Genomic DNA, 23,969 nt, shown 5'->3' on the forward strand with positions numbered 1-23,969 from the left:
AGACGGTGGCGCCAGGCCCAGGGGCGCGGCCGGGCTGGTCGAGGCGGGCGCAATATGGCCTGTTCTTCAGCTTCCTGGCGGCCATCGCCGGACTGCTGATCGGCCTTGCTCTGCTGGCGCTCAGCCTTGTCGCACCAAATGCCTACGCCGGCGTGCGCGGCGCGGCGCTCGACGTCACCGCCCCCGTGACGGGCGTCTTCCGCAGCGTCGGTGACACCGTCGGCGGCCTGTTCAGCGGCGCCGGCAATTACTGGGACGCCGCCCGGCAGAATGCCGCGCTTCGCGAGGAGAATGGAAAGCTTCGCCGTCAGGCGATCCAGGCCCGTGCGATCTTCCAGGAGAACGCCCAGCTCAAGGCCGTGCTCGCCCTCCGCGAAAATGAGGTAGAGACCGTCGCGACCGGACGGATCGTCGGCTCCAGCCTCGAAAGCGAGCGTCGCTTCGCAGTAATTACCGCCGGCAGCGGTGACGGCGTCGCTGTCGGCATGCCGGTGCGCAGCGCCGAAGGGCTGATCGGCCGGGTCATCGATTCGGGAATCACCGCAAGCCGCGTCCTGCTCGTTTCCGATCGCTCCAACATCGTCCCGGCCCGCCTCTTGCGCGGCGGCCAGCCCGTCATCGCCACCGGTCGCGGCGATGGCACGATCGACCTTCGTCCGCTCGAGGTCGGCCGCAACCCGTTTCGGCGTGGTGACCTGGTGGTGACTTCCGGCACCGGCGGGCTCTACCCTCCCAACGTCCCGATCGCGCGGGTCATCCGGCTCGATGACGATGGCGCCATCGCGATCCCGATGGCCGATCCCGCCAAGGTCAGCTTCGCGGTGGTCGGACGGCCCTACGAGGAAGCCGCGCTTCCAGAAGCCGAGCCGGCCTCCGAGGAGACGCCGGCAGCGAACCCGCCACCCGAGTCCGGCTGAGCAAATGGTCCGCTTCGCCCTTGGCCGCCCCAATGCGCTCGAACGGCGGCCCAAGCGGCTGGCCCGGGCCATTCCCGCCTTGTCGGTCGGGATCGCCTCGCTTCTGCCCCTGGCGCCGATCGTCGCCGAAGTGGGCTGGATGCCCGACACCGGCCTTCTGCTGCTGCTCGCATGGCGGCTGCTTCGCGGTGACGTCATCCCGGCCTGGTGGGCCGCACCCCTTGGCCTGTGGAACGACCTCGTGCTCGGCCATCCGATCGGGCTTTCGGTGGTGATATTCACCGGGTCGATGGTCCTCCTCGACCTCCTCGACCGGCGCACCATGTGGCGCGACTATTGGCTGGAATGGCTGCTTGCCGCCGCGCTGATCGTGGTCGCCGAGGTCGTGCGCTGGCAAGTCGATGGCGCGATGGGCGCGCGCTATCCGCTCGTCACCATCCTCCCCGCCTCCGCGATTTCCGTGCTTACCTTCCCGCTCGCCGCCTGGGCCGCCAGCCGGATCGATCACTGGAGGCTCGGGCGGTGAGCCGCATCACCAACGCCCAGGCCGACATGGTCTTTTCCCGGCGGATGCTGCTGCTGGGCGGCGCCCAGATCGGCGTCGCCGGCGCGCTGATCGGCCGCATGGGCTGGCTCTCGATCAAGGAAAACGAGCGCTACAACCTGCTGTCCGAAGACAATCGCGTCCAGTTGATCATCGTCCCCCCGCGGCGCGGCTGGATCGTCGACCGACAGGGCAAGCCGATCGCCATCAACCGCTCGGACTTCCGGGTCGATCTCATCCCCGAACGGATGGACGATCCGGAACGCGAACTGGCGCTGCTGGCCCGGCTGCTTGCGCTTGGTCCCGACCAGGTCGACCGCATCAGCCGCGAAGTCCGCGACGCGCGCGGTTTTCAGCCGGTGCAGGTGGCCGAAAACGTTCCCTACGACCGCTACGCAGCGATCACCGTGCGACTGCCCGAACTGCCGGGCGTCGAGCCGGCCCGCGGGTTTACGCGTTTCTATCCGGCCGGTGCCGCGGTCGGTCAGCTGATCGGCTACGTCGGCGCCGCCAATGCGAAGGAATATGAGCGGGAGAAGAACCCGCTGCTGATCACGCCGGGCTTCAAGATCGGCAAGGAAGGGCTGGAAGCAGTCCTGGAGCAAAAGCTGCGCGGTATCCCTGGCGGGCAGCGGGTCGAAGTGTCGGCTCGCGGCAAGCTGATCCGCGAGCTGACTCCCAAGCCCGACCGCTCGGGCAACACCGTGCAGCTGTCGATCGACGCCGGTCTGCAGGAATATGCCGCGCGCCGGCTTGGCGAGGAAAGCGGCAGCTGCACCATCCTCGACTGCGAGACGGGCGATGTCCTCTGCATGGCCTCCATGCCGAGCTATGATCCCAACAGCTTTTCCGACGGAATCGGCCGGACCGAGTGGAAGACCCTGTCCGAGGATCCCCGCAAGCCCCTCGTCAACAAGACGGTCAACGCCCTCTACCCGCCCGGTTCGACGCTCAAGCCGATGGCGGCGCTGGCGATCCAGCAGGCCGGGATCGATCCCAAGGAACGAGTTTTCTGCAACGGCGGCTACCAGCTCGGCAATCGCTTCTTCCGCTGTCTTGGCCGCCACGGCACGGTCGACATGCACCGCGCCATCGCCAAGAGCTGCAACACCTATTTCTACACCATGGCCAACCGCATCGGTTACGATGCGATCGCCCCGATGGCCCGGCTACTCGGCCTCGGGGAGAAGTTCGACCTGCCCCTGGTCAGCCAGAATTACGGCACCATCCCCGACAGCGAATGGAAGCGCCGCCGGTTCGAACGGAACAAGCGGTTGGTCGAGCGCCCCGACTGGACCCGCTCGGACAGCCTCAACGCGGTGATCGGCCAGGGCTTCGTGATCGTGAACCCGCTGCAGCTTGCCGTGCAGGCGGCCTGCATCGCGAGCGGGCGCAACATTCGCCCCCTGATGCTCGGCAAGCACGACAAGCTCGCTGCACCGCTCGACATTCCGGCCGATCATCTGGCAGCGGTGCGCGGCGGGATGTGGGAGGTCGTCAACGGCGACGGCACGGCCGGCGCGTCGCGGCTTCAGGTGCCGGGCGTCGAGATGTGCGGCAAGACCGGGACCGCGCAGGTCCGCCGCCTGTCGGCCAGCGCAAGCCGCGGCCAGGGCGGCGACTGGCGCTACCGCGATCACGGCCTGTTTGTGTTCTTCGCCCCCTTCGACAAGCCGCGCTACGCCGGCTCGGTGGTGATCGAGCATGGCATGGGCGGGGCTCGTGCCGCAGCACCGGTGGCGAAGGACGTGCTGACCTACCTGTTCGACCGTCCGCAGGCGCTGAAGCGGCTGGAAGGACTGGAAGCAGAATGGGGCGGAACGCTGGCCGAGCGCATGGCCCGTCGCTCTGCCGCGATCGAAGCCGCCGCGGCACAGGCTGCCGCCACCCGTTCAGCCCCCATTGCAGCGCCCTCGCCCATCCCGCCGAGCGTCAACCTGCCGCCCCCGGCGCCCGAGGACCGCTGACATGATTTCCAGCGCCATCATCCCCCAGCCCCTCGCCCGCCTGCCGTGGCGGCTGATCTTCCTCGTGCTGGGCATCGGCCTGTTCGGGCTGATCAACCTCTACTCAGCGGCCGGCGGATCGATCGAGCCCTGGGCGCTGCGGCAGGGAATGGCGTTCGGCTTCTTCCTGACGGTTGCGATCTTCATCTCCAAGGTGCGCGAAGCGACCGTCAAGCAGATCACCTTCCCCGTCTACGGCGCGATCGTAATCATGCTGATCCTGGTCGACCTGCTCGGCTTCGTCGGCAAGGGCGCGCAACGCTGGCTCGATCTCGGCTTCATCAGGCTACAGCCGTCCGAATTCATGAAGCCCGCAATCGCGCTCACCCTTGCGCGTTTCTACGAGCTCCTCCCGGCGGGCGAGATCCGCAAGTTCCGGGCCGTCTGGCCGGCCGCTTTGCTGCTCGGTATTCCGGCCGCGCTAGTGATCCTGCAGCCGGACCTCGGCACCGGGCTGATGGTGACCTTTGCCGGGGTCACCGTGATGTTCCTTGCCGGCGTCCCGCTACGCTGGTTCCTGGTGCCCGGCCTGACCATCGCGGCGGCCATTCCGATCGTCTACCAGTTCCTCCACGGCTACCAGCGCAAGCGGATCGACATCTTCCTCGATCCCGAGAGCGACCCGTTGGGCGCCGGCTATCACATCACCCAAAGCAAGATCGCGATCGGATCGGGCGGCATGTTCGGCAAGGGTTACCTTCAGGGCAGCCAGAGCCATCTCCAGTATCTTCCGGAGGGTCACACCGACTTCGCCTTTGCCACACTTGCCGAGGAATGGGGCATGTTCGGGGGCACCGTCCTGATCGTCGCCTACCTGCTGATGCTGCGCTGGTGCCTCAAGGTCGCGGCCAACGCCCCGACCCGCTTCGCCCGCCTGAGCTGCGCCGGCCTTACCGCGGTGCTGTTCAGCTACTTCGCGATCAATCTGCTGATGGTAATGGGCATGGCGCCGGTGGTCGGCATTCCGCTGCCGCTGATCAGCTACGGCGGGTCGGCGGTGATGACCGTGATGATCTGTCTTGGCTTGCTGATGAGCTTCGAGCGCCAGCAACGGACCAGCTCGAGGTTGAGCTGAGCCAAAGATCGCAAGCTAGCCTTGCAAACGCCCTTGCCAAGCCCGCCTCGCCTAGCTAGACGCACCCCCGCGCCCCGCTTCCACGCGGCAGCGCTTGCCTCACGGCATGGACGCATAGCTCAGTTGGTAGAGCAGCTGACTCTTAATCAGCGGGTCCTAGGTTCGAGCCCTAGTGCGTCCACCATTATTTCAGCATCATCTTTTGGGTAGACGCTGTCACTCGTCTTGCGGGTGAAGCGTCCTTGCGTGCGTCGGCGGGCTCGCCCAAGCGAGGGGTTGGCGGCCGCCATCGTCCTTTAGAGCAGCGGCAACGCCAGTGATGCTTGGGTCGCCCCCAAGGCTTGCCGTCAGGCCCGCGGCTCAGGCCTTAGAATGAGCAGTCGACGCCCGCAGGAACGTCCTGCCGCGCGATGCGGGCGATGCGGAGCGTGAGCGGGCCCGCGCTGGTGATCGACAGCGTCCGGCCCGTTGCGGGGGCGCAGGCGCCGGTGACGATCAATTCGCGCCAGCCCTTGCCCGCCGAGGTCGTCAGCCCCGCGGTGATGTCGAGTGCCTTGCCGCCGGTGTTCAGCGTCACGGGTGCGGTCGGTGCCGTCGCGAGCTCATAGACGATCCGGAAGCCGCCGGTGGCTCGGCCGGCGTCGGCAAGCGTCAGGGTCGCGCCCGGCGCGAAAACGATTTCCCGGGCATCTTCCTGGCGATTGCGGTCGATGCCCCGGGCGGTGATCCCGCCTCCCATTCCCCGCAGATTAGGTAGTGCCACCTCGCCGCCGCGGGCCGTGATGCCGGCGCCCAGCCGGCCCAGATCGAACCATTCGGCCGAGCGCGCATCGAGGATCGCGCAGGCTTCGGACAGCCGGGCGCCGGTTGTGGCCTGGCCAAAGGAAAGGCCGTAGCCGCGCTGGAACAGCGCGCCCTCGGGGCCATTGACCGGCTGACCGGTGCAGGCGGCTGGCCAGCTGAACGACAGGCGACCGGTGGCGGGACGACGGCCGTAAAGCATGTCGGCGACCCCGGCGCCCTCCCCGCCCGGTAGCCAGCTGGCGACGAACGCGTCCGCTGCATTCATTTCCCGGTTCATCCAGAGCGGCCGCCCGGACAGGAACAGTGCAACGGTCTTGATCCCGGCCGCGCGATACTTGCGCAGCAGGTCGAGCCCCTCGGTGTCGGCGAAGACCAGGTCCTTCCGGTCGCCGGAGAATTCGGCATAGGGCTTCTCGCCGAACACCACGACTGCGACATCGGGCCTGGCGCTGTAGCTGCCGTCAGGAGACAGGGTGGCGGCGCCTCCAGCCTCGGTTGCGGCGGTCTTCAGCCCGGCCCAGATCGATGTCGCGCCAGGGAAGCGGGCGTTGGTGAGGTCCTCGCCGCCCTGCCAGGTCAACGTCCAGCCGCCGGCAGCTTGCGCAATGTCGTCTGCGGCGCGCCCTGCAACCAGGATTGACGCCCCGCGCTTGAGCGGCAGAACCCCGTTGTTCTTCAGCAGGACCTGGCTTTTCGCCACCGCCTCGCGGGCGATGGCGCGGTGCTCAGGCGCACCGAGCAGCGCCAGCTTGCCGCCGTTGACCCGCGCGGAGGGACGCTTCGCACCGGGATCGAGCAAGCCTGCGCGCAACTTCATCCGCAGGACTCGGCCCACCGCCTCGTCCACCCGGGCCAGCGGAATGGTGCCGTCCTTGACCTGTGCCAGCAGGCTTGCGTGAAGCGCCTTGGCATCGTCGGGAACCATGTAGATATCGAGCCCGGCAAGCAGCGCCTGCGGGCAATTGGAGTTGGTGCAGCCCGGAATCTGGGCGTGCCCGTTCCAGTCGCCGACGACCACGCCGGTGAACCCCATCGTGCCCCGTAGCAGTCCGGTCAGCAGCGGCTTGTTGCCGTGCATCTTGGTGCCGTTGATCGAGTTGAAGCTTGCCATCACGGCTTCCACGCCGGCAGCGATCGCGGCGGGATAGGGACGCGCGTGGATTGCCTCCAGCTGCGCCAGGTCGCCATCGACGTTGCCTTGGTCGACCCCTTGCGCAGTGCCCCCGTCGCCGAAGAAATGCTTGGCGGTAGCGATGACATGCCCGTCGCCGATCCGGCCGGCGGGTGACGTCTTGCCCTGGAGCCCTTCGACCAGCGCCGAGCCGAGTTCGGCGGCGATGGCGGGGTCCTCCGAGTAGCTTTCGTAGGTCCGCCCCCAGCGATCGTCCTGCGCGACCGCCACGGTGGGCGAGAAGTTCCAGTCGATCCCGGTCGCCGCGATCTCCGCCGCAGTGGCGGCACCGATGCGGCGCACCAGATCGGGATCGCGCGCGGCGCCGAGGCCGATGTTATGCGGAAAAATGGTCGCGCCGACGACATTGGTGTGGCCGTGGACGGCGTCTGTGCCCCAGATGGTAGGGATGGCCGGCTCCCCATTCGGGAGCGGCGCGGTCGAGGCTTCCCACATCTCGTCGGCCAGCTTCAGCCAATCGGCAGCGGGCGCGAACTCATTGCCGTAGGGACCACCGTTGCCGCCGTTGAGGTAGCTGCCGTAGCGATACTGCCGCATCTCCTCGGGTGTGACCGAATTGATCTGCGGCTGGATCAGCTGCGCGACCTTATGCTCCAGCGACATGCGCGACAGCAAAGCGGTGATGCGGGCGTCCTCGCCCTCTGCCGCCGCAGGCGCCGGGGCGGGCGGCGCGAGGTTGGCGGTGGTGGCGCATCCAGCAAGAGCAACGGTCCACGCCGCCGCACCCAACAGCTTGCTCAATCGTCTTGTCACGCCACCCGCCCCGCTTCATGAGAACGTTCTCATTCGAGGTTTCGCATGCGACCTTCGCTATTGCAAGCAGCTAAAGCTTTCGCGGCAGACGCCACAGGAGGATCGTCGCTGCCGCTGCGAAAGCGGCCAGGGCGAGGAACAGGGCGGTGAAGCCGAATGCCGGTACCAGCGCCAGCGTCAGCCACGGCATCACCAGCGACGGTCCGGTATTCGTGAGGTTAAAGATGCCGAGGTCGCGGCCGCGATGCTCGGCGCGGGGCAATACCCGCAGCGTCTGCGCACTGTGCAGCGACAGGAACACCGAAGCGGACAAACCGAACAGAAAATAGCCCGCAAGCGCGGCTTCGAGCCCCGGCGCGCCAGCCATGATCAGAAGGCCGCACGCGGCCCCGGCGGCGCACAGCATGAGCGGGGCGAACGGGCGGTCGTGACGGTCGGCCCAGCGACCCGCCGTCAACGCCAGCGGCACCGCGCCAAGCAGGATGAGGCTGAAGATCTGGGCCACGCGCGCGTCGGTCATAGCCGGATCGATCGCTCGAAACCAGAAGAAGAGGAACGCGAACAGGGCGGCCTCCGACACCTGCACAAGCAACCGCGCGATCCACATGCGCACGGCCTCTCCGCGCGGTCGCGCCTCCGGTCGCCCGGCGTCCTGCCCGCGACCGAGACCCGGGATGTCGCGGGGCCGGCCGAACAACAGGACCGGCGCGACGCACATCGCGACCAGCGCTGCGACCAGCCATAATCTCTGGTCGGCGGACGCGAGGCCCGGCAGGGTCACGAGCACCCCAGCCCCGGCGCCAGCCGCGGGGGCGAAGGCCAGCAGGCCGCCAAGCCGTCCCTTTTGCGCGTCCGGAACATGATCCCCCGCCCAGGCCGCCAAGGGCGCCAGCATCATGTTGAGTGCAACCTGCCAGCCGACGAGAAGGACGATCACCTCGACCATGCCGGCGACCGCGCCGAAGCTGCCCAGGAGGAGGCAGGACAGGAGAAGGCCGGCTGCGATCCACGGCACCCGTCGCCGGGTCGCGTCGCTGGCCCAGCCGAACGCGATGTTGGAAAGGCTTGCCGAAATCGCCCCGAAGAAGGTCGCGAACGCCAGCCACGCGACATCGTCGGCCCCTGCCATCGCGCTGACCCGCATCGGCAGCAGGATGGTGAGAAAGGGAACGTAGGCGACCGCACCGCCCGCCGCCGCGAGCGCGTAGAGCCACAGGAAACGTCGCGACTGGAGTGCCGCGGTGCCCGCCTCAGCCGGCAAGCGGTGCCGGTCCGGTGGAATCGCGCTCGATCAGCCGCGCGGGAACGATCACGGGCAGGGCCGGCAATTCCTCGCCACGGCTCGCGGCGATCAGCAGCTCGACCGCTTGGCTGACGGTTTCGGCAATCGGCTGGTCGATCGCGGTCAGTGGCGGATTGGCGAAGGTGGTCACGGGCGTGTTGTCGAAACTGATCAACGACAGGTCCCCGGGAATGGCGATTCCCTGGGCTTCCGCCACGTCGCGGGCCGCGAGCGCCATTTGGTCGTTGCTGGCGATGATCGCGGTCGGCCGCGGCTCCAGCGCCAGCAATTGGCGTGCGGCGTCCACGCCGGATTCATAGCCGAAATCGCCTCGCACGCAGAGGTCGTCGATGGGAAGGCCCGCTTCCGCCATCGCGCCTCGCCAGCCGGCCTTGCGCCATTCGCTCAACGAATATTCGGCCGAGCCGGCGATGAAGCCGATCCGCCGGTGGCCAAGCTCGACCAGTTTGCGGGTTGCTTCCTGCGCCGCGCCCTCGTCGCCCATCACCAGCGGGATGCCCCCCGCCTGCCCCGTCGACCCGATCCGCGCATAAGGAACCCGGCGGCTTTCGAGAAAAGCGGTGATCTTGGGATTGTCCGAATGTGGCGGGGTCAGGATGACGCCGTCCGGCTGCAGCGCGGCAAGCGTCGCGGTCAGCTCGCGTTCGACATGGTCGTCGTGGGTGTCGACCAGTTCGAACAGCATGCGATAGCCATGCTCGGCGCATTTCAGCATGCCGCCAAGAAGCATCTGGTCGACCCAGTCCGATCCCTGCCGCGCGCGCCAGGCCTCGATCGTGCGGTCGCGGTCGTTGAGGGCAAGGATGAGGTAGGACCGCGACCCGCTCATCCGCTGCGCGGCAATCGAGGGGATATAGCCCAGCCGGTCGATCGACTCCTGCACCCGCTCGCGCATCTCGCTACGCACGTTGGGCTCGGCGTTGATGACCCGGCTTACCGTCTGGAGCGATACGCCGGCATCGGCGGCGACATGCTTGATCGTGACGGCCTGGCGCCTTCTCGGCATCGGTTCAGCGCTCTCCCTGGCAGGAGCGTGCGCTAGCCCCCTCGGGCCGGCATTGCCAGACCCGCACCCAATCGACCTGCATCGTCCTGGGCCAGATTTTCTCGTCGACGCCCTTCAGCCCGCGTTCCTCGGACAGGCCGCCGCCCACCGCGAGGTTGAGGATGAGGTGAAACTTGCGGTCGAATGGGGCATCGGGATCGCTCGAAGCCGAGGTCCACCAATCGCCGCGGCGCTTGGTTGCGAAGACTCGTCCGTCGTAGGTCCAGTCGATGCGGCCGGGTGCCCAGACGATTCCGAACGTATGGAAACCGTCGAGAATGCCGGGCGCGTTGGTTTCGGTGCTGTTGAGCGCGTTCTTCGGCCAGTTGCCGCCGAAGTGAAGCGTCCCGAGGATGGTATTCTCGCGCCCACCCGGGCAGCCGGCGCAGGCGACGCCGAGATTGACGGCTTCGAGGATGTCGATCTCGCCCGACGCCGCCCACGGCCCAAGACTCTTGTCTTCGGGCAGCATCCAGATTGCCGGCCACGTCCCCTGCCCCGCCGGCAGCTTGGCGCGCACCTCGATCCGGCCATAGGTCCACGCCGCCTTGCCGCGGGTGACCATCCGCGCCGACGTATAGTCCTTGGTGACGGTGGGCACCTTGCCGGAAGCAGGGCGCATGTGCGCCGCCACCGAGGGTCCGGTGAAGCGTTCCTTGCGCGCCGTGATGGTGAGGAGGCCGCCGCCTACGGCCGCATTGGCGCGGCGGTCGGTGTAGCATTGCCGCTCGCTATTGCCGCCGCCCCAGCAGTCGCGGTCGAAATCCCACTTCGAGCGGTCGACCGACGAACCGTTGAACTCGTCCGACCAGACCAGTTGCCAGCCGCGCTCGCGCGCCGGCTCGCGGGTGGTCCCCGGCGCCGGCATCGCCACCGTCGCGATGGTCTTGGGTGGACTGTTCGGGCCAAGCGCCCCCGGCGCGGGTTGCGTGCACGCCCCATTTGCCCCGGCGGCGGAAACCGCCAGGCCAGCCACGGCGACGAACGCGAGCATCGGTGCGCGCAAGGTCATTCTCCGCATTCCTTCAATCATCCTGGATGGCGCGGGCCGAAAGCCGGCCATCCAGGATCGTCATGCGGTCAGAAGCTGAACCGCGCCAGGAAGGTGTAGCGGCGGTCGTTGCGGAACGCCGAACGCGTCACCCGATTGCCGTCGAAGTCGATCACCTGCGTGGTCTGCGTCACCCCGTCGAGTAGGTTCACGCCCTGCACGCCAAAGGTCAGCCCCTTTTTCGGCGTGAAGAACAGCGAGGCGTCAAGCTGGCCGCCCGCCTCCTGCCAGATCGGCGAGAAGGGGAAGATATCGTCGCGCGGCGTGATCAGGAAATCGGACCGCCAGTTGTAGGCGGTACGCGCGGCAAACTTGCCCTTTTCGTAGAACAGCACGGCATTGACGGTGTGCTTGGAAATACCCGCCAGCGGCTGGTTTGCGGCGAACGAACTGCGCGTCCCGCCCCCGACCTGGGTATTCTTGAATTCGCCGCCGTCGACGTAGGTATAGGTGAATTGCGTGCCGAGGCCGTTCAGCAGGCCGGGCAGGAAGTCGTAGACCTGCTGGTGCGCGATCTCGATACCCTTCAGCGTTCCGCCAGCACTGTTGAGCGGACCGTTGAATTCGACCGGGACGACGGTCCCGTTGGGGCTGGTGTACGAGCGAAGCTCGACGCCATTGCTGGCGATCCCCTGAATGTCCTTCAGGAAGAAGGCTGCCGTAAGCGAGCCGACCCGGGCGAAATACCACTCAAGCGAAAGGTCGTAGTTCCACGAACTGACCGGCCGCACGTCGCGGTTGCCGCTGAAGATCTGGAACAGCGGCCCGTTCGCGAGCGTCCCCTGCGAGCGCAAGTCGTTGGTATTGTCGCTGATCGCGCCACCCGACGCGAACAGCGCGAGGTCCGGGCGGGAAATGCCCTTCGACACCGCGAAGCGCGCAAGCTTGCCCCGGCCGAAGTCGACCTTGACGTTGAAGCTCGGCAGCCAGTGATCGAACAGGATGGCGCGATTGTCGGTCAGCGTCTCGCCCGTATAGGCCGCGACGAATTCCTGAAGCCGCGCGGGGGTCAGGCTGCAATAACCGGGCAGGCTCTGCCCCGGCGGCACGAGGTTGCAGGCCGAGGAAACCTCGGCGACCTGAAGCCGGCCGTCACTGTTGCCGCCCGGCCCCGTGTCGAAGAACAGCGGGTTGGGGAAGCCGATCACGCCAACGGTCGGAATGCGCGTCTGGACGTAGCGAACACCGACGTTGCCATCGACCTTGATCCCGCCGCCGAACTCGGTGCCGAAATCGGCGCGCGCATAGGCCGCCTTGGTGACCTCGCGCACGCTCGACACTTCGGACGGGCAGAACGGGGTGCACTCGGGCCCGCGGCCGTCGATCCCGAAGAACGGATTGGGCGTCTGCGAGAAGGTGTTGATCTCCTGCGCCTGGCGCTTGGACACACCGGCGAGATACTCGCCGAGGAAATCGTCGCCGCCGAAGAAGAAGGACGATCCGCCCGGGATCGGCAACGGCGCATTACCGCGCTGGAAATTGTCGCCGAACGGGCTGCGCACCGACGAATAGTTCGGGAAATCGCTGACGAACGCGCCGCCCGCGATGGCGAATTCCTGGCCTGGAAGACCGGTGTAGAAGCGGCCCGGGACGAACGGGCAATTCGGCCCGGCATTCCACGGCGCGCAGCCAGCACGGCCCGCCCACGGCGCGGACAGATTGCCCCAGGTGCTGAAATTGGTGTTGCGCGTGGTGCGATCGCGATCCGCCCAGCGCGCGCCGAAGCGCAGGTTGCGTAGGAAGCCCGCCTCGCTCACCTCGTAATCGGCGTCGACGCGCAGCGTATCCATCTTGGCGTCGTTCTTCTCGGCGCTGTCGAGAAGGAACCAGTAGTAGTTGTAGAAGCCGCTCGAGAAATAATCGGCGGGCGAGCCCTGCGGCGCGAGGAAGGTGACGCTCGGCGTCTTGCCGGTGGCGTCGATCGCAACGTCCGCCCAGGTGCTCATCGCACCGATCACCGAATCGCGATTCAGGTCCGACTTGACCCGCTGCGCCTCGAAATTGAGGCGCAGACGTTCGCTCACGTTCCACTTGATGTCGAACGAGAAATCCTCGGTCACGCCGGTGGCTTCACGCTGGAAGCGGAGGCTTTCCAGCGGAATGCCGCCGCGGCCGAACGGATTGGCGTAGGCGTCACCGGGACGTTGGGTCAGGATGCCGCTCTGGAAGACACCGTTCTGATCGAACTGCCAGGTGCTGCCCGCGCGCGGGACCGGGAACAGTGCGTCGTCGTTGACCAGCGCCACCAGCGCATATTCATCGGTGAAGAAGCTGGTCTTGGAGCGCAGCCATTCACCGGTGGCGACCACTGCGCCGCTCGGCGATTCCCATTGCACGGTGGCGTTGTAGGCCCGGCGCTTGCGCTCGAGTTCGGTGGTGCGGACGCCGGCGCCCTTGGGAGCAACCACGGTGCCCGGCGGCGGGAAATTGGCTTCGGTGAAGTTCGGCGTATCGCCGAGGCCCGCCGACGTCGCCGACTGGACGCGAAGGCACGGGCCGTCGAGCGCGGCTGCGCGATAGCAGGGGTCGGTCAGCTGCGACGCGTCGGTGCGCGAGATGAGCTTCGAATCCGCAACGCCGAACTGCAGGCCGATCGTGCCGATCCCGGTCCTGAAGGTGTTGGAAGCGAGGAGCGAGAAACCTGGGGTCCATTTCTTCGCCATGTCGCCGTAATTGGCTTCAAGCGTGCCAGCGATGTGGAAGCCGCCACGGTCGAGCGGCTTGCGGGTGACGAGGTTGACGGTGCCCGAGATGCCGCCGTCGATCATGTCGGCGGTGACGTTCTTGAACACCTCGACGCGGCCGAGGAGTTCGGACGAGACGTCGTTGAAGCTGAGTTCGCGCCCGCCGGTCGCGGAGAAGATATCGCGGCCGTTAAGTTCGGAACGGACGAACGGCAGGCCGCGCAGGATGACGCCGGTTCCCTCGACCGAGAAACGATCGGGATCGCTGGTCTTCTCGAAGCGGCCGATATTGATGCCGGGCACGCGCTGCAGGGCTTCAGCGACCGAACGGTCGGGAAGCGCGCCGATGTCCTCGGCGGTGATGACGTCGACCACCGTGTCCGCCTGGCGCTTGCGCGACTGCGCGCTGCCGAGTGCGGCACGGAAGCCGGTGACGACGATCTCGTCTCCGGCCTCTTCCGGAGTGGTCGCGGTGGTTGCGACCTCTTCTTCCTCGTCGGGATCCTTGGCCGGAGCGCTTTGCGCATAAGCGGGCTGAGCCGCAATCAGAGCCAGCGCCGATGCACTGGTGAAGATGCAAAAGCGGCTTGCATCAAGACCGAGCCGGTGACGACGAACCAAGTGATCCTCCCCCTGCCAAATGGCAACGCACAGGGAGCACACACCCCTGTAGCAGGCCAATGGATAACTCGGCTCGTGAACGTTCACAACAAAATAATGAACGTTCACATCTTGCGTCGTGAACGGCGCTGCGCGAAGCCTTGATGCTCTCGGGAGGGTCAGGTCTGTGAAGCCAATTCGACACATCGTCATCGTCGGCGGGGGCACCGCCGGATGGATGGCAGCAGCGGCGCTGTCGCGGCTGCGCGAAGGCAACGACCTTTCCATCACGCTCATCGAGTCGGAGGAGATCGGCACGGTCGGCGTGGGCGAAGCGACCATCCCGCCCTTCGTCGAGTTCAACCAATTGCTCGGGGTCGACGAGCGCGAGATGATGGCTTCCTGCCAGGCGACCTTCAAGCTCGGCATCCAGTTCGTGAACTGGGGTAAGCAGGGCGACAGCTACATCCATCCGTTCGGTGCCTACGGCTATCCGATCGACGGCGTCGGTTTCCAGCAGCATTGGCATCGTGCGCGTGCGCTGGGCGATGCGCGGCCGATCCAGGTCTTCAACCTCGAAACCATGGCCGCCTATTTCGGCAAGTTCGCGCGGACCGATGACTATCGCCGAGACGACCTGCCACCGGTTAACTACGCCTACCACATCGACGCATCGCGCTACGCTCGCTTCCTGCGCGGCCTTGCCGAAACGCGCGGCGTGGTGCGCAAGGAAGGCCGGGTCGCGGATACCGCGCTAGAGGGCGAAAGCGGCTTCGTCCAGTCGGTGACGATGCAGGACGGCACGGTCGTCGAAGGCGACCTGTTCGTCGACTGCTCGGGCTTTCGCGGACTGCTGATCGAGCAAGCCCTCGGCACCGGCTACGAGGACTGGCGCCATTATCTGCCGTGCGACCGCGCGGTGGCCCTGCCCTGCCTGCGCGAGGACGGCTCGCCCCCCGCCCCGTTCACCCGTGCCACCGCCCATTCGGCCGGCTGGCAATGGTGCGTCCCGCTGCAGCAGCGCAACGGAAACGGGCACGTCTATTGCAGCGAGTATATGGCCGACGACGAGGCGCTCGGGATCCTCAACGGCAACCTCGCCGGCAAGCCGCAGGCCGACCCCAATTTCCTCCGCTTCACCACCGGCCGCCGGAAGAAGTTCTGGAACGGCAACGTCGTCGCGCTGGGCCTTGCCGCGGGATTCATGGAGCCGCTCGAATCGACCTCGATCCATCTCATCAACACCGGGGTGAACAAGCTCATCTCCCTGCTCTCGCTCGACGGCATCACGCCGGTGCAGGAAGAGGCCTTCAATCGCCTGACGACCAAGGAATATCTGCGCATCCGCGATTTCCTGATCCTTCATTACAACGCCACGGAGCGCACCGATTCGGACTTCTGGAACCATGTCCGCACCATGGCCGTCCCCGACACGCTGACCGAGAAGATCGAACTGTTCCGCTTGAACGGACAGATTTTCCGGGAAGAGGACGAGCTGTTCACCGAAACCAGCTGGGCCGCGGTGATGATGGGGCAAGGCATCGCCATGGAAGGCCATAACCCGATGGCGGCGCGCATTCCCGCGGACGCACTGCGCGATCAGTTCAACGAGATCGAGAAATCGGTGCGCTACGTGGTCGAGCGGATGCCTGCGCATCACGACTATCTCGCCCGCTACTGCCCGGCGGCGGCTTAGCCGAGATTTCGGTCAGCGCATCAGGCCAGCACTTCTGAGGGCTTTCTCGATGACGTCCTGAACCTTGTTCACCGGGGGAGCGGCTGGACCACGTCGTGGGGGGCTTACCGCTGGCAAGGCGGCCGTCACCCGCGGCGAGGCGGCGGCGGCGGCGGTGGTGGCGGCGGTCTTGCGTCCGCCATCCAGTTTCCAGAACGCCACGATCCGGCGGGTCGAGGAGATGCCGGCGTCCAGCATGTAAGGACCGGCCGCCTCGCCCTGATTGGCCGCGACGGGATGCACCGGGGTGCCATGGCCCATGCTGGTAATCACATATTCCTCGATGACGTCACGGCCCTCGCCGTCGCGCCAGACCCGGCGAAGATGGCCAGCGACCTTTTCCGTGGCGCTGGGAGCGGCAGGAAGGCCCTGCAGCCCGCGCCATTGATCCACCAACGCCGCCGCATTGCCGGCATCAACCGTTCGATCGGCATTGCCGTGCCATACCGAAAGGGTCGGCCACGGACCGGCATGGCTCGATGCCGAGCGCACCAATGCCGCTAACTGGTCCGCGCCGAATGGCGACTTGGTCCGCATCCGCTCAAACGCTTCGGGAACCGTCGAGGCGGTGCCGAAGGGAAGACCGGCGATCACCGCGCCGCCGGCAAACACCTCGGGATAGGCGGCAAGCAGTGCGGCAGTCATCGCCCCGCCCGCCGACAGACCGGTGACAAAGACCCGCCGCGGGTCGAGCGCGTGCTTCCGGCAGAGCGCCTCTATCATCTGGATGACCGACAATACCTCGCCGCCGCCCCTGCCTGTATCGGCGGGCGCGAACCAGTTGAAGCAGAGGTTTGGGTTGTTCGCCCGCTGCTGCTCCGGAAACAGGACAGCAAAGCCATTCTCGTCCGCGGCACTGGTCCAGCCGGCACCCCGGTTATAGCCCCCGGCCGACTGCGTGCAGCCATGCAGGACGACCACCAGCGGCGCACCCGCAGGCAGGTCGCGCGGCAGATAGGTATGAGCCAGCAAGTCGCCGGGATTGGTCCCGAAGTCCGTCAGCGGCGCCAGCCGCTCGTCCGCTTGGTCGCTGGCCCGGCCGGGCAGTCGATTTCGCAGGGCGTTCAGGCGGGAATCGTGTCGTGAAGTCCGGGAATGCTGATTCTCCTGTCCGGTTCGGCAATGCATCAACACTTCACGAGCAATTTTGCTGCAGCGCAACATAAAATGGTGCGCTGCGATATAAGTTTTGGCTCCTTTAGCCTCGCAGCCAGCCCTGCCATTCCTCGGCGAGCGCCGCCGCCTCGGCCGGGGATCGGCAGGCGATGAACAAAGTGTCGTCGCCGCTAATGGTGCCTACCACGGCCGCCGGCGGAGCGGTGTCGAGGGCGACGCCGACCAGATGGGCGGACCCTGGCGGCGTCTTGAGGACAACGAGATTTGCGGCCGGCTCCGCGACACGGACCCATTCGGCGAACAGAGAACGGAGTCGCCCGTCGTCGGAACGCGCGGCCCCGAGCTGGTCCGGCAGCGTGTAACGGGTCTCTCCGCCGCGGCGGATCTTGATGGCGCCGAGCTGGTCGAGGTCCCGGCTGACGGTCGCCTGGGTAACTTCATAGCCCGCCTCGCGCAGGGCCGTGACGAGTTCGTCCTGGCGGGTCAGGCTATGTCGTCGAAGCAAGGCGGTCAGGGCCGCCAGGCGCTTGTTGCGGGCACCGGTCATGCAGTTCTTATGCATGAACTTGCATAGTCATGCAAACAGGACCATAGCCGCCCTCCCATGATTCGATCCGCCATTCTCGGCGCCTCCGGCTATGTCGGCGGCGAACTGCTCCGGCTCCTTTCCCGCCACCCGGGGATCGCCGCCACGCGCCTGTTCGGTGACAGCAAGGCCGGGCAGAAGCTGGGCGCGGTCCATCCCCACATCGGAGGTGCGGCCGCAGCGCTGGAAGTCGAGCGCTTCACGCCCGACGCACTCGATGGCATCGATCTGGTGTTCGCCGCCCTTCCCCATGGCGAGAGCCAGAAGTGGGCCGATACGATCCTCGCAAGCGGGGCAAGGCTGGTCGACCTCGGCGCCGATTTTCGCCTGCGCGATCCAGATGTTTATGCAACCTGGTATGGCGAAGCCCATCAGGCGCCGCATCTGCTCGACCAGTTCGTCTACGGCATCCCCGAACTACACTGCGAAGCGATCCGCTCGGCCCGGGCGGTGGCGGCGGCAGGCTGCTATCCGACCGCGACCATCCTCGCCTGCAAGCCACTGGTCGATGCCGGGCTGATCGATCCGAAGAGCCTGATCGTCGATGCGGCGAGCGGCGTCAGCGGCGCCGGCCGGGGGGTCAAGGAAGGCACCGCCTTCAACACCGTCGACGGAAGCTTCGCGGCCTACGGCTTGCTCAACCACCGGCACACCGCGGAGATGGAGCAGGCGCTGGGTGCGACGGTGCTGTTCACCCCTCACCTCGCCCCGATGACCCGCGGTATCCTTGCCACATGCTATGCCACTGCCGTCCGGGAAATGGCGGCTGACGAGCCCCTTAAGGTCCTGCGGGCCGCCTACGCCAATGAGCCGTTCGTGCGGGTAAGCGACGATCCCCCCGCGACCAAGTGGGTGTCGGGGAGTAACGGGGCCGTCGTCACCGCGCGCTACGATCCGCGAACCGGGCGCGTGCTGGCGCTGGGGGCGATCGACAATCTCGGCAAGGGCGCGGCCGGGCAGATGGTTCAGTGCGCCAATTTGATGTTCGGGTTGGACGAGGCCGCCGGCCTGTCGGCCGAAGGAGTGTTTCCATGAGCGTTACCGCCCCCGAAGGCTTTATCGCCGCCGGACTTCATGCCGGGATCAAGAAGTCGCGCCACGACATGGCACTGCTCGCGACCGAGGATCGGCAGCCGGTAACCTGCGCCGCCGTCTTCACCCAGAACAAGTTCTGCGCGCCGCCCGTGACCCTCGACCGCGACCTCCTGCAGGCCAATGGCGGCAAGGCGGCGGCGGTGGTCGTCAACAGCGGCAACGCCAATGCGGGGACCGGCGAGGCCGGGCTCCATGACGCGCGGGCGATGGGCGTGGCGACGGCGCAGGCGCTGGGCATCGACGCGGCGGGGGTGCTGGTCTGTTCGACCGGGATCATCGGCACGCCGCTTCCGATGGACGTGATCCTGCCGGCCATTCCGAAGCTCGGGGGTCAATTGTCGGTCGAAGGAGGCGCCGAAGCGGCCAAGGGCATCCTCACCACCGACCATGTCGCCAAGGAGGTCGTTGTCCAGGGCGACGGCTGGATCATCGGCGGCATGGCCAAGGGCTGCGGCATGATCGCGCCCAACATGGCGACGATGCTGGCCTTTCTCACCACCGACGCCGACGTTCCGCGCGACCTGCTGCAGGCGATGCTGACGTCGGCGAGCGACGCGACCTTCAACACGCTCAACGTCGATGGCGCGACCTCGACCAACGATACCGCAATGCTGTTCGCCAGCGGCCGCAGAGGCACCCCTAGCGACCTCGACGGCTTCGGCCGCGCGCTCGAGGAAGCCTGCCGCCTGCTGACGCTCAAGATGGCGCATGACGCCGAGGGCATGACCCGCCTCGCCCATCTCCACGTCACCGGCGCGGCGAGCGACGCCGAAGCCCGGATCGCGGCCAAGAACATCGCCGAGAACAATCTCGTCAAATGCAGCTGGTATGGCGCCGATCCCTATTGGGGCCGACTGCTGGCGGCGGCGGGATCGGCCGGGGTCGCGCTCGACGTCGACAAGAGCTTTGTCAGTTATGGCGGGATCAAGGTCGCCGAGGGCGGCACCAATTGCGCGCATGACGCGCAGGCGCTGACCGAGCACATGCTGGGCCAGCAATTCCGGATCGAGGTCAACCTCGGTGCCGGCAATGGCGAAGCGCGGGTGATCGGGGTGGATCTCGGCCCGGGCTACATCAAAGAGAATAGCGTGACCTCATGACCGCCAATGCCACCCCCGCCGCGCTCGCCAAGAGCCAGCTGACCCCCACCAGCACCGCCGAGATCCTGGTCGAGGCGCTGCCTTACATCCAGGAATTCGCCGGCAAGTCGGTGGTGGTGAAGCTCGGCGGCGCCGCGATCGACCCCGAGAGCGACCGCGCGCTGGCGCAGGACGTGCTGCTGCTCCGCTCGGTCGGCGTGCGCTGCGTGCTGGTGCATGGCGGCGGGCCGCAGGTCGACGCGATGCTGCGCCGGGTCGGCAAGCAGCCGGAGTTCCGCGACGGCCTCCGCGTAACAGATGCCGAGACGCTCGAAATCGTCCGCATGGTGCTGGTCGGCAAGATCAACCGCGACCTGGTCGCCACCATCAACGGCGAGGCTGGCGCGGAGCCGGTGGCGCTCGGCGTTTCCGGCGAGGATGCGGGACTGCTGCGGGTCACGCAGCGCGACGCGTCGCTCGGCTTCGTCGGCGACGTGACCGAAGTCCGCGCCCAGCATCTGTTGAAGCTGCTCGACGGCGGCATGGTCCCGGTCGTCTCGACCATCGGCGCGGACGAAAACGGGCAGCCGTTCAACGTCAACGCCGACGAAGCCGCCAAGGCCATCGCCATCGCGATGGGCGCGGAGAAGATCGTCTACCTCACCGCCGCGCCGGGCCTGCTCGAGGACGCCAAGGACGAGACCAGCCTGGTCCCGCGCCTGACCGCGCCCGAACTTCGCGAGCGGATCGCGCATGACAGCGTCGGCGGTGGCATGATCCCCAAGCTCACCGCCTGCCTCGAAGCGGTCGAGGGCGGCGTGCCCTACGCCCACATCATCGACGGGCGCGTTCCCCATGCCTTGCTGATCGAACTGCTCACGCGGCACGGCATTGGCACGATGATCCGGCAGGAGGCCAATTGGTGAAGCATCTTCTGACCCTGGCCGACCTGTCCGGCGCCGATATCGAAGCGATGCTGGCGCTGGCCGAGGCGCCGCCTGCCCCGTTGCTCACCGGCAAGGGCGCCGCGCTTTACTTCGAGAAGCCGAGCGCGCGGACCCGCAACTCGATGGAGCTTGCCGTCCACCAGCTTGGCGGACATCCGATCTATCTTACCGCTGGCGAGCTCGGCATCGGCACGCGCGAGAGCGTCGAGGACGTCGCCCGCACCCTCGCCTGCTATCACGGCGTGATCTGCGCCCGAGTGTTCGACCACGGCCTGCTGCAGGCGCTGGCGGCGGCGAGCCCGGTGCCGGTGGTGAACATGCTGTCGGGCACCGACCACCCCCTCCAGGGGCTCGCCGACCTCCTCACCATCAAGCAGCTTTGCGGACGGATCGAGGGCGTGAAGGTCGCCTACGTCGGCGACGGCGACAATAATGTCGCGCGCAGCCTGGCGCAGGGGTGCGCCGCGCTCGGCGCCGAACTGACCATCGTCGCGCCCGAAGGTTATCAGCTGTCGGACGCGCCCGCCGGTGTCGTCCAGACCGCCGACCAGGCGGCCGTCGCCGGCGCCGACGTCGTCTACAGCGACGTCTTCGTGTCGATGGGCCAGGACAGCGAAACCGAAAAGCGGATGGCCGACCTCGCCGCCTATCAGGTCAACGAGGCGCTGATCGCCCGCGCGCCTGACGCCTGGTTCCTCCACTGTCTCCCCGCCCGGCGCGGCGAGGAAGTGACGGCGGGGGTTATCGACGGGCCCAGGAGCGCCATCTGGCGCCAGGCCGAAAACCGGATGCACACGGCGCGCGGCGCGCTGATGTGGCTTTTGCAGCAGGACTGAACAATCATGGCTAAGCTCAAGGTCGTACTCGCTTACTCGGGCGGGCTCGACACCTCGATCATCCTAAAGTGGCTGCAGACCGAATATGACGCGGAGGTGGTGACCTTCACCGCCGACCTCGGCCAGGGCGAGGAAGTCGAGCCCGCGCGCAAGAAGGCCGAGCTGCTCGGCGTGAAGCCCGAGAACATCTTCATTGAGGATGTCCAAGAGGAATTCGTGCGCGACTTCGTGTTCCCGATGTTCCGCGCCAATACCGTCTACGAGGGCCAGTACCTCCTCGGCACCTCGATCGCGCGGCCGCTGATCGCCAAGCGCCAGATCGAGATCGCGCGTCAGGTCGGCGCTGACGCGGTGTGTCACGGCGCGACCGGCAAGGGCAACGATCAGGTCCGTTTCGAACTCGGCTATTATGCGCTGGAGCCCGACATCCGCGTCATCGCTCCGTGGCGCGAGTGGGAATTCGCCAGCCGCGAACAATTGATCGACTTCGCCGAGAAGAACCAGATCCCGATCGCCAAGGATAAGCGCGGCGAAAGCCCCTTCTCGATCGACGCCAACCTCCTTCACTCGTCGAGCGAAGGCAAGGTGCTGGAAGACCCGGGCGTGGAGGCACCCGAATATGTGCACCAGCGCACCATCTCGCCCGAGGATGCGCCCGATACGCCAACCGAAATCACCATCGATTTCGAGAAGGGCGACCCGGTCGCGATCGACGGCATCGCGCTGTCGCCGGCGGCGCTGCTGACGCGCTTGAATGAGCTTGGCCGCGATAACGGCATCGGCCGCCTCGACCTCGTCGAGAACCGCTTCGTCGGGATGAAGAGCCGCGGTATCTACGAGACGCCGGGCGGGACGATCCTGCTGGCGGCGCACCGCGGGATCGAGAGCATCACGCTCGACGGCGGGGCGATGCACCTCAAGGATTCGATCATGCCGCGCTACGCCAGCCTGATCTACAACGGCTTCTGGTTCGCCCCCGAGCGCGAGATGCTGCAGGCGCTGATCGACACCAGCCAGGAGATGGTGAGCGGGCGGGTGCGGATGAAGCTCTACAAGGGCAATGCGACTGTGATCGGCCGCGAAAGCGACTATTCGCTCTACGACGAGGACCTCGTGACCTTCGAGGAAGGGTCGGGCTCCTACGACCAGCGCGACGCGGCGGGCTTCATCAAGCTGAACGCGCTGCGCCTGCGCATCGCCGCGCAGCGCAAGAAGAAGCTACAGATCCAGTAGCGCCTTCCACCGCGCGACCTGCTCGCGAACCCGGACCGGCGCGGTGCCGCCGTGGCTGGTCCGGCTGTTGACCGAGGCTTCGACACTGAGGACGTCGTAGACGTTGCTGTCGAGGCGGGCGTCGATGGCTTGCAGCGTCTCGAGCGGCAGGTCAGCAAGGTCGCATCCCGCATCCTCCGCAGCCTTTACCGCGCGGCCGGTGATGTGGTGTGCCTCGCGGAACGGGACACCGGCCTCGCGCACCAGCCAGTCGGCGAGGTCGGTGGCGGTGGCAAAGCCCTGCGCTGCGACCTCCCGCATCCGGGCGGGCTTGAAGGCCGCGCTCTCGACGCTGCCCGCAAGCGCGGCGAGGCTGAGCGCCAGCAGGTCGTGCGCTTCGAAGGTCGGCGCCTTGTCGTCCTGCATGTCCTTGGAATAGGCGAGCGGCAGGCCCTTCATGGTGATCATCAGGCCGGTGAACAGCCCGACGATCCGTCCCGAATGGCCGCGCACCAGCTCGGCGGCATCGGGATTGCGCTTCTGCGGCATGATCGAGCTTCCGGTCGACCATTGGTCCGACAGCTGGACGAAGCCGAATGGCGGGCTGGCCCAGTTGATCAGCTCTTCGGCCAGCCGCGAAAGGTGCAGGCTGCACTGCGCCGCGGCGGCAAGATAATCGAGCGCGAAGTCGCGGTCCGACACGCTGTCGAGGCTGTTGCCGGTCGGCCGCTCGAAGCCCAGTGCGGCGGCGGTCGCCTCGCGGTCGATCGGAAAGCCCGTACCGGCCAACGCGGCAGCGCCCAATGGACACTCCCCCGCCCGTTCGTCGGCGGCGAAGAAGCGCGACACGTCGCGCTGCAGCATCTCGACATAAGCAAGGAGGTGGTGGCCAAGGGTCACCGGCTGCGCGACCTGCAGGTGCGTGAAGCCGGGCATGATGGTCTCAGCATGCTCTTCGGCGCGTGCGACCAGCACCGATTGCAGCCGGACGATCGCCTCGGCGGCCTCGCGGCACGCGCCCCGCACCCACAGGCGGAAGTCGGTCGCGACCTGGTCGTTTCGCGAGCGGGCGGTGTGCAAGCGGCCGGCGGCGGGGCCGATCAGTTCGGCAAGGCGGCTTTCGACCGCCATGTGGATGTCCTCGAGAGCAAGGTCGCTCGGCGGCCCGTCGCGCTCGAACTCCTCCTCGATGGTGTCCAGCCCGGCAAGGATGGCGGCGGCGTCCTCGGCTCCGACGATGCCCTGGTCGAGCAGCATGGCGGCATGGGCGCGCGATCCCGCCAGATCCTCGCGCCACATCCGCCGGTCGACCGGCAGCGACGCATTGATGGTCTGCATGATCTCGGACGGTCCGGCGGCGAAGCGGCCACCCCACATCTTGTTGCTCTG

The 23,969-nt window shown here is 67.0% G+C and carries 18 protein-coding genes and 1 tRNA gene; 11 read left to right on the forward strand and 8 right to left on the reverse strand.

Translation table 11 applies throughout. The features are described 5' to 3' along the window. Nucleotides 1–5 precede the first annotated feature (5 nt). The 5 genes from mreC (at nt 6) to GGQ97_RS11315 (ending at nt 4,726) form a co-directional block, all read left to right on the forward strand. Nucleotides 6–917, forward strand: a complete 912-nt coding sequence (mreC, locus tag GGQ97_RS11295) for a rod shape-determining protein MreC (protein ID WP_168069657.1) — start codon at nt 6–8, stop codon at nt 915–917. 4 nt (nt 918–921) lie between these two features. After that, nucleotides 922–1,443, forward strand: coding sequence for a rod shape-determining protein MreD (gene mreD, locus GGQ97_RS11300; protein WP_168069658.1), 522 nt, complete (start codon nt 922–924; stop codon nt 1,441–1,443). Continuing rightward, nucleotides 1,440–3,428, forward strand: a complete 1,989-nt coding sequence (gene mrdA / locus GGQ97_RS11305) for a penicillin-binding protein 2 (RefSeq protein WP_342448525.1) — start codon at nt 1,440–1,442, stop codon at nt 3,426–3,428. Before mreD ends, mrdA begins: the two co-directional genes overlap by 4 nt. A 1-nt stretch (nt 3,429) precedes the next feature. Next, nucleotides 3,430–4,542, forward strand: a complete 1,113-nt coding sequence (rodA, locus tag GGQ97_RS11310; RefSeq protein WP_168069660.1) for a rod shape-determining protein RodA — start codon at nt 3,430–3,432, stop codon at nt 4,540–4,542. 108 nt (nt 4,543–4,650) lie between these two features. After that, a tRNA-Lys gene (locus GGQ97_RS11315) sits at nt 4,651–4,726 on the forward strand. A gap of 183 nt (nt 4,727–4,909) precedes the next feature. On the opposite strand, the gene GGQ97_RS11320 is transcribed toward GGQ97_RS11315, so the two are convergent. The 5 genes from GGQ97_RS11320 to GGQ97_RS11340 all read right to left on the reverse strand — a co-directional run bounded on the left by GGQ97_RS11320 (nt 4,910) and on the right by GGQ97_RS11340 (nt 13,995). Continuing rightward, the gene (locus GGQ97_RS11320; protein WP_245197944.1) at nt 4,910–7,279 is read right to left on the reverse strand and encodes a glycoside hydrolase family 3 protein; all 2,370 of its coding nucleotides are present in this window, start codon (nt 7,277–7,279) and stop codon (nt 4,910–4,912) included. An 82-nt stretch (nt 7,280–7,361) separates the two neighbouring features. Further along, nucleotides 7,362–8,552, reverse strand: coding sequence for an MFS transporter (locus GGQ97_RS11325; RefSeq protein ID WP_245197945.1), 1,191 nt, complete (start codon nt 8,550–8,552; stop codon nt 7,362–7,364). Next, entirely contained in the window at nt 8,542–9,600 is a 1,059-nt protein-coding gene (locus GGQ97_RS11330; protein WP_168069661.1) for a LacI family DNA-binding transcriptional regulator, read from the reverse strand. Before GGQ97_RS11330 ends, GGQ97_RS11325 begins: the two co-directional genes overlap by 11 nt. A 4-nt stretch (nt 9,601–9,604) precedes the next feature. Continuing rightward, on the reverse strand, nt 9,605–10,651 hold the full coding sequence (locus tag GGQ97_RS11335; protein WP_245197947.1) for a glycoside hydrolase family 16 protein: 1,047 nt from the start codon (nt 10,649–10,651) through the stop codon (nt 9,605–9,607). A 68-nt stretch (nt 10,652–10,719) separates the two neighbouring features. After that, nucleotides 10,720–13,995, reverse strand: a complete 3,276-nt coding sequence (locus GGQ97_RS11340) for a TonB-dependent receptor (RefSeq protein WP_245197949.1) — start codon at nt 13,993–13,995, stop codon at nt 10,720–10,722. Nucleotides 13,996–14,212: 217 nt separating this feature from the next. Between GGQ97_RS11340 and GGQ97_RS11345 the strand changes: the two genes are divergently transcribed. Beyond that, nucleotides 14,213–15,670: a tryptophan halogenase family protein gene (locus tag GGQ97_RS11345; protein WP_168071011.1), complete on the forward strand. Its 1,458-nt coding sequence runs from the start codon at nt 14,213–14,215 to the stop codon at nt 15,668–15,670. Between the two features lie 12 nt (nt 15,671–15,682). Here GGQ97_RS11345 and GGQ97_RS11350 read toward each other — a convergent pair whose 3' ends face one another. Both GGQ97_RS11350 and GGQ97_RS11355 read right to left on the reverse strand, forming a co-directional pair. Beyond that, complete coding sequence (locus GGQ97_RS11350) at nt 15,683–16,837, reverse strand: extracellular catalytic domain type 1 short-chain-length polyhydroxyalkanoate depolymerase (protein WP_168069664.1); 1,155 nt, start codon at nt 16,835–16,837, stop codon at nt 15,683–15,685. Between the two features lie 70 nt (nt 16,838–16,907). Continuing rightward, nucleotides 16,908–17,387 (reverse strand): arginine repressor, encoded by a 480-nt coding sequence (locus GGQ97_RS11355; RefSeq protein WP_168069666.1) that lies wholly within the window; start codon nt 17,385–17,387, stop codon nt 16,908–16,910. A 42-nt stretch (nt 17,388–17,429) separates the two neighbouring features. Between GGQ97_RS11355 and argC the strand changes: the two genes are divergently transcribed. The 5 genes from argC to GGQ97_RS11380 are packed head-to-tail and all read left to right on the forward strand — an operon-like array spanning nt 17,430 to nt 22,601. Next, a complete protein-coding gene (gene argC / locus GGQ97_RS11360) occupies nt 17,430–18,446 on the forward strand; it encodes an N-acetyl-gamma-glutamyl-phosphate reductase (protein WP_168069667.1) in 1,017 nt (338 codons plus the stop codon). After that, nucleotides 18,443–19,606 (forward strand): bifunctional glutamate N-acetyltransferase/amino-acid acetyltransferase ArgJ, encoded by a 1,164-nt coding sequence (gene argJ / locus GGQ97_RS11365; RefSeq protein WP_168069669.1) that lies wholly within the window; start codon nt 18,443–18,445, stop codon nt 19,604–19,606. The genes argC and argJ overlap by 4 nt, the downstream gene beginning before the upstream one ends. After that, entirely contained in the window at nt 19,603–20,511 is a 909-nt protein-coding gene (gene argB / locus GGQ97_RS11370; RefSeq protein ID WP_168069670.1) for an acetylglutamate kinase, read from the forward strand. The genes argJ and argB overlap by 4 nt, the downstream gene beginning before the upstream one ends. After that, on the forward strand, nt 20,508–21,368 hold the full coding sequence (locus tag GGQ97_RS11375) for an ornithine carbamoyltransferase (protein ID WP_209022843.1): 861 nt from the start codon (nt 20,508–20,510) through the stop codon (nt 21,366–21,368). The genes argB and GGQ97_RS11375 overlap by 4 nt, the downstream gene beginning before the upstream one ends. Nucleotides 21,369–21,374: 6 nt before the next feature. Next, a complete protein-coding gene (locus tag GGQ97_RS11380; RefSeq protein WP_168069673.1) occupies nt 21,375–22,601 on the forward strand; it encodes an argininosuccinate synthase in 1,227 nt (408 codons plus the stop codon). On the opposite strand, the gene argH is transcribed toward GGQ97_RS11380, so the two are convergent. Next, entirely contained in the window at nt 22,587–23,957 is a 1,371-nt protein-coding gene (gene argH, locus GGQ97_RS11385; protein ID WP_168071013.1) for an argininosuccinate lyase, read from the reverse strand. The two genes, GGQ97_RS11380 and argH, sit on opposite strands and share 15 nt — an antisense overlap. Nucleotides 23,958–23,969 lie beyond the last annotated feature (12 nt).

It is taken from the genome of Sphingomonas kaistensis (assembly GCF_011927725.1).
In the GTDB taxonomy this organism is placed as follows: Bacteria; Pseudomonadota; Alphaproteobacteria; order Sphingomonadales; family Sphingomonadaceae; genus Sphingomicrobium; species Sphingomicrobium kaistense.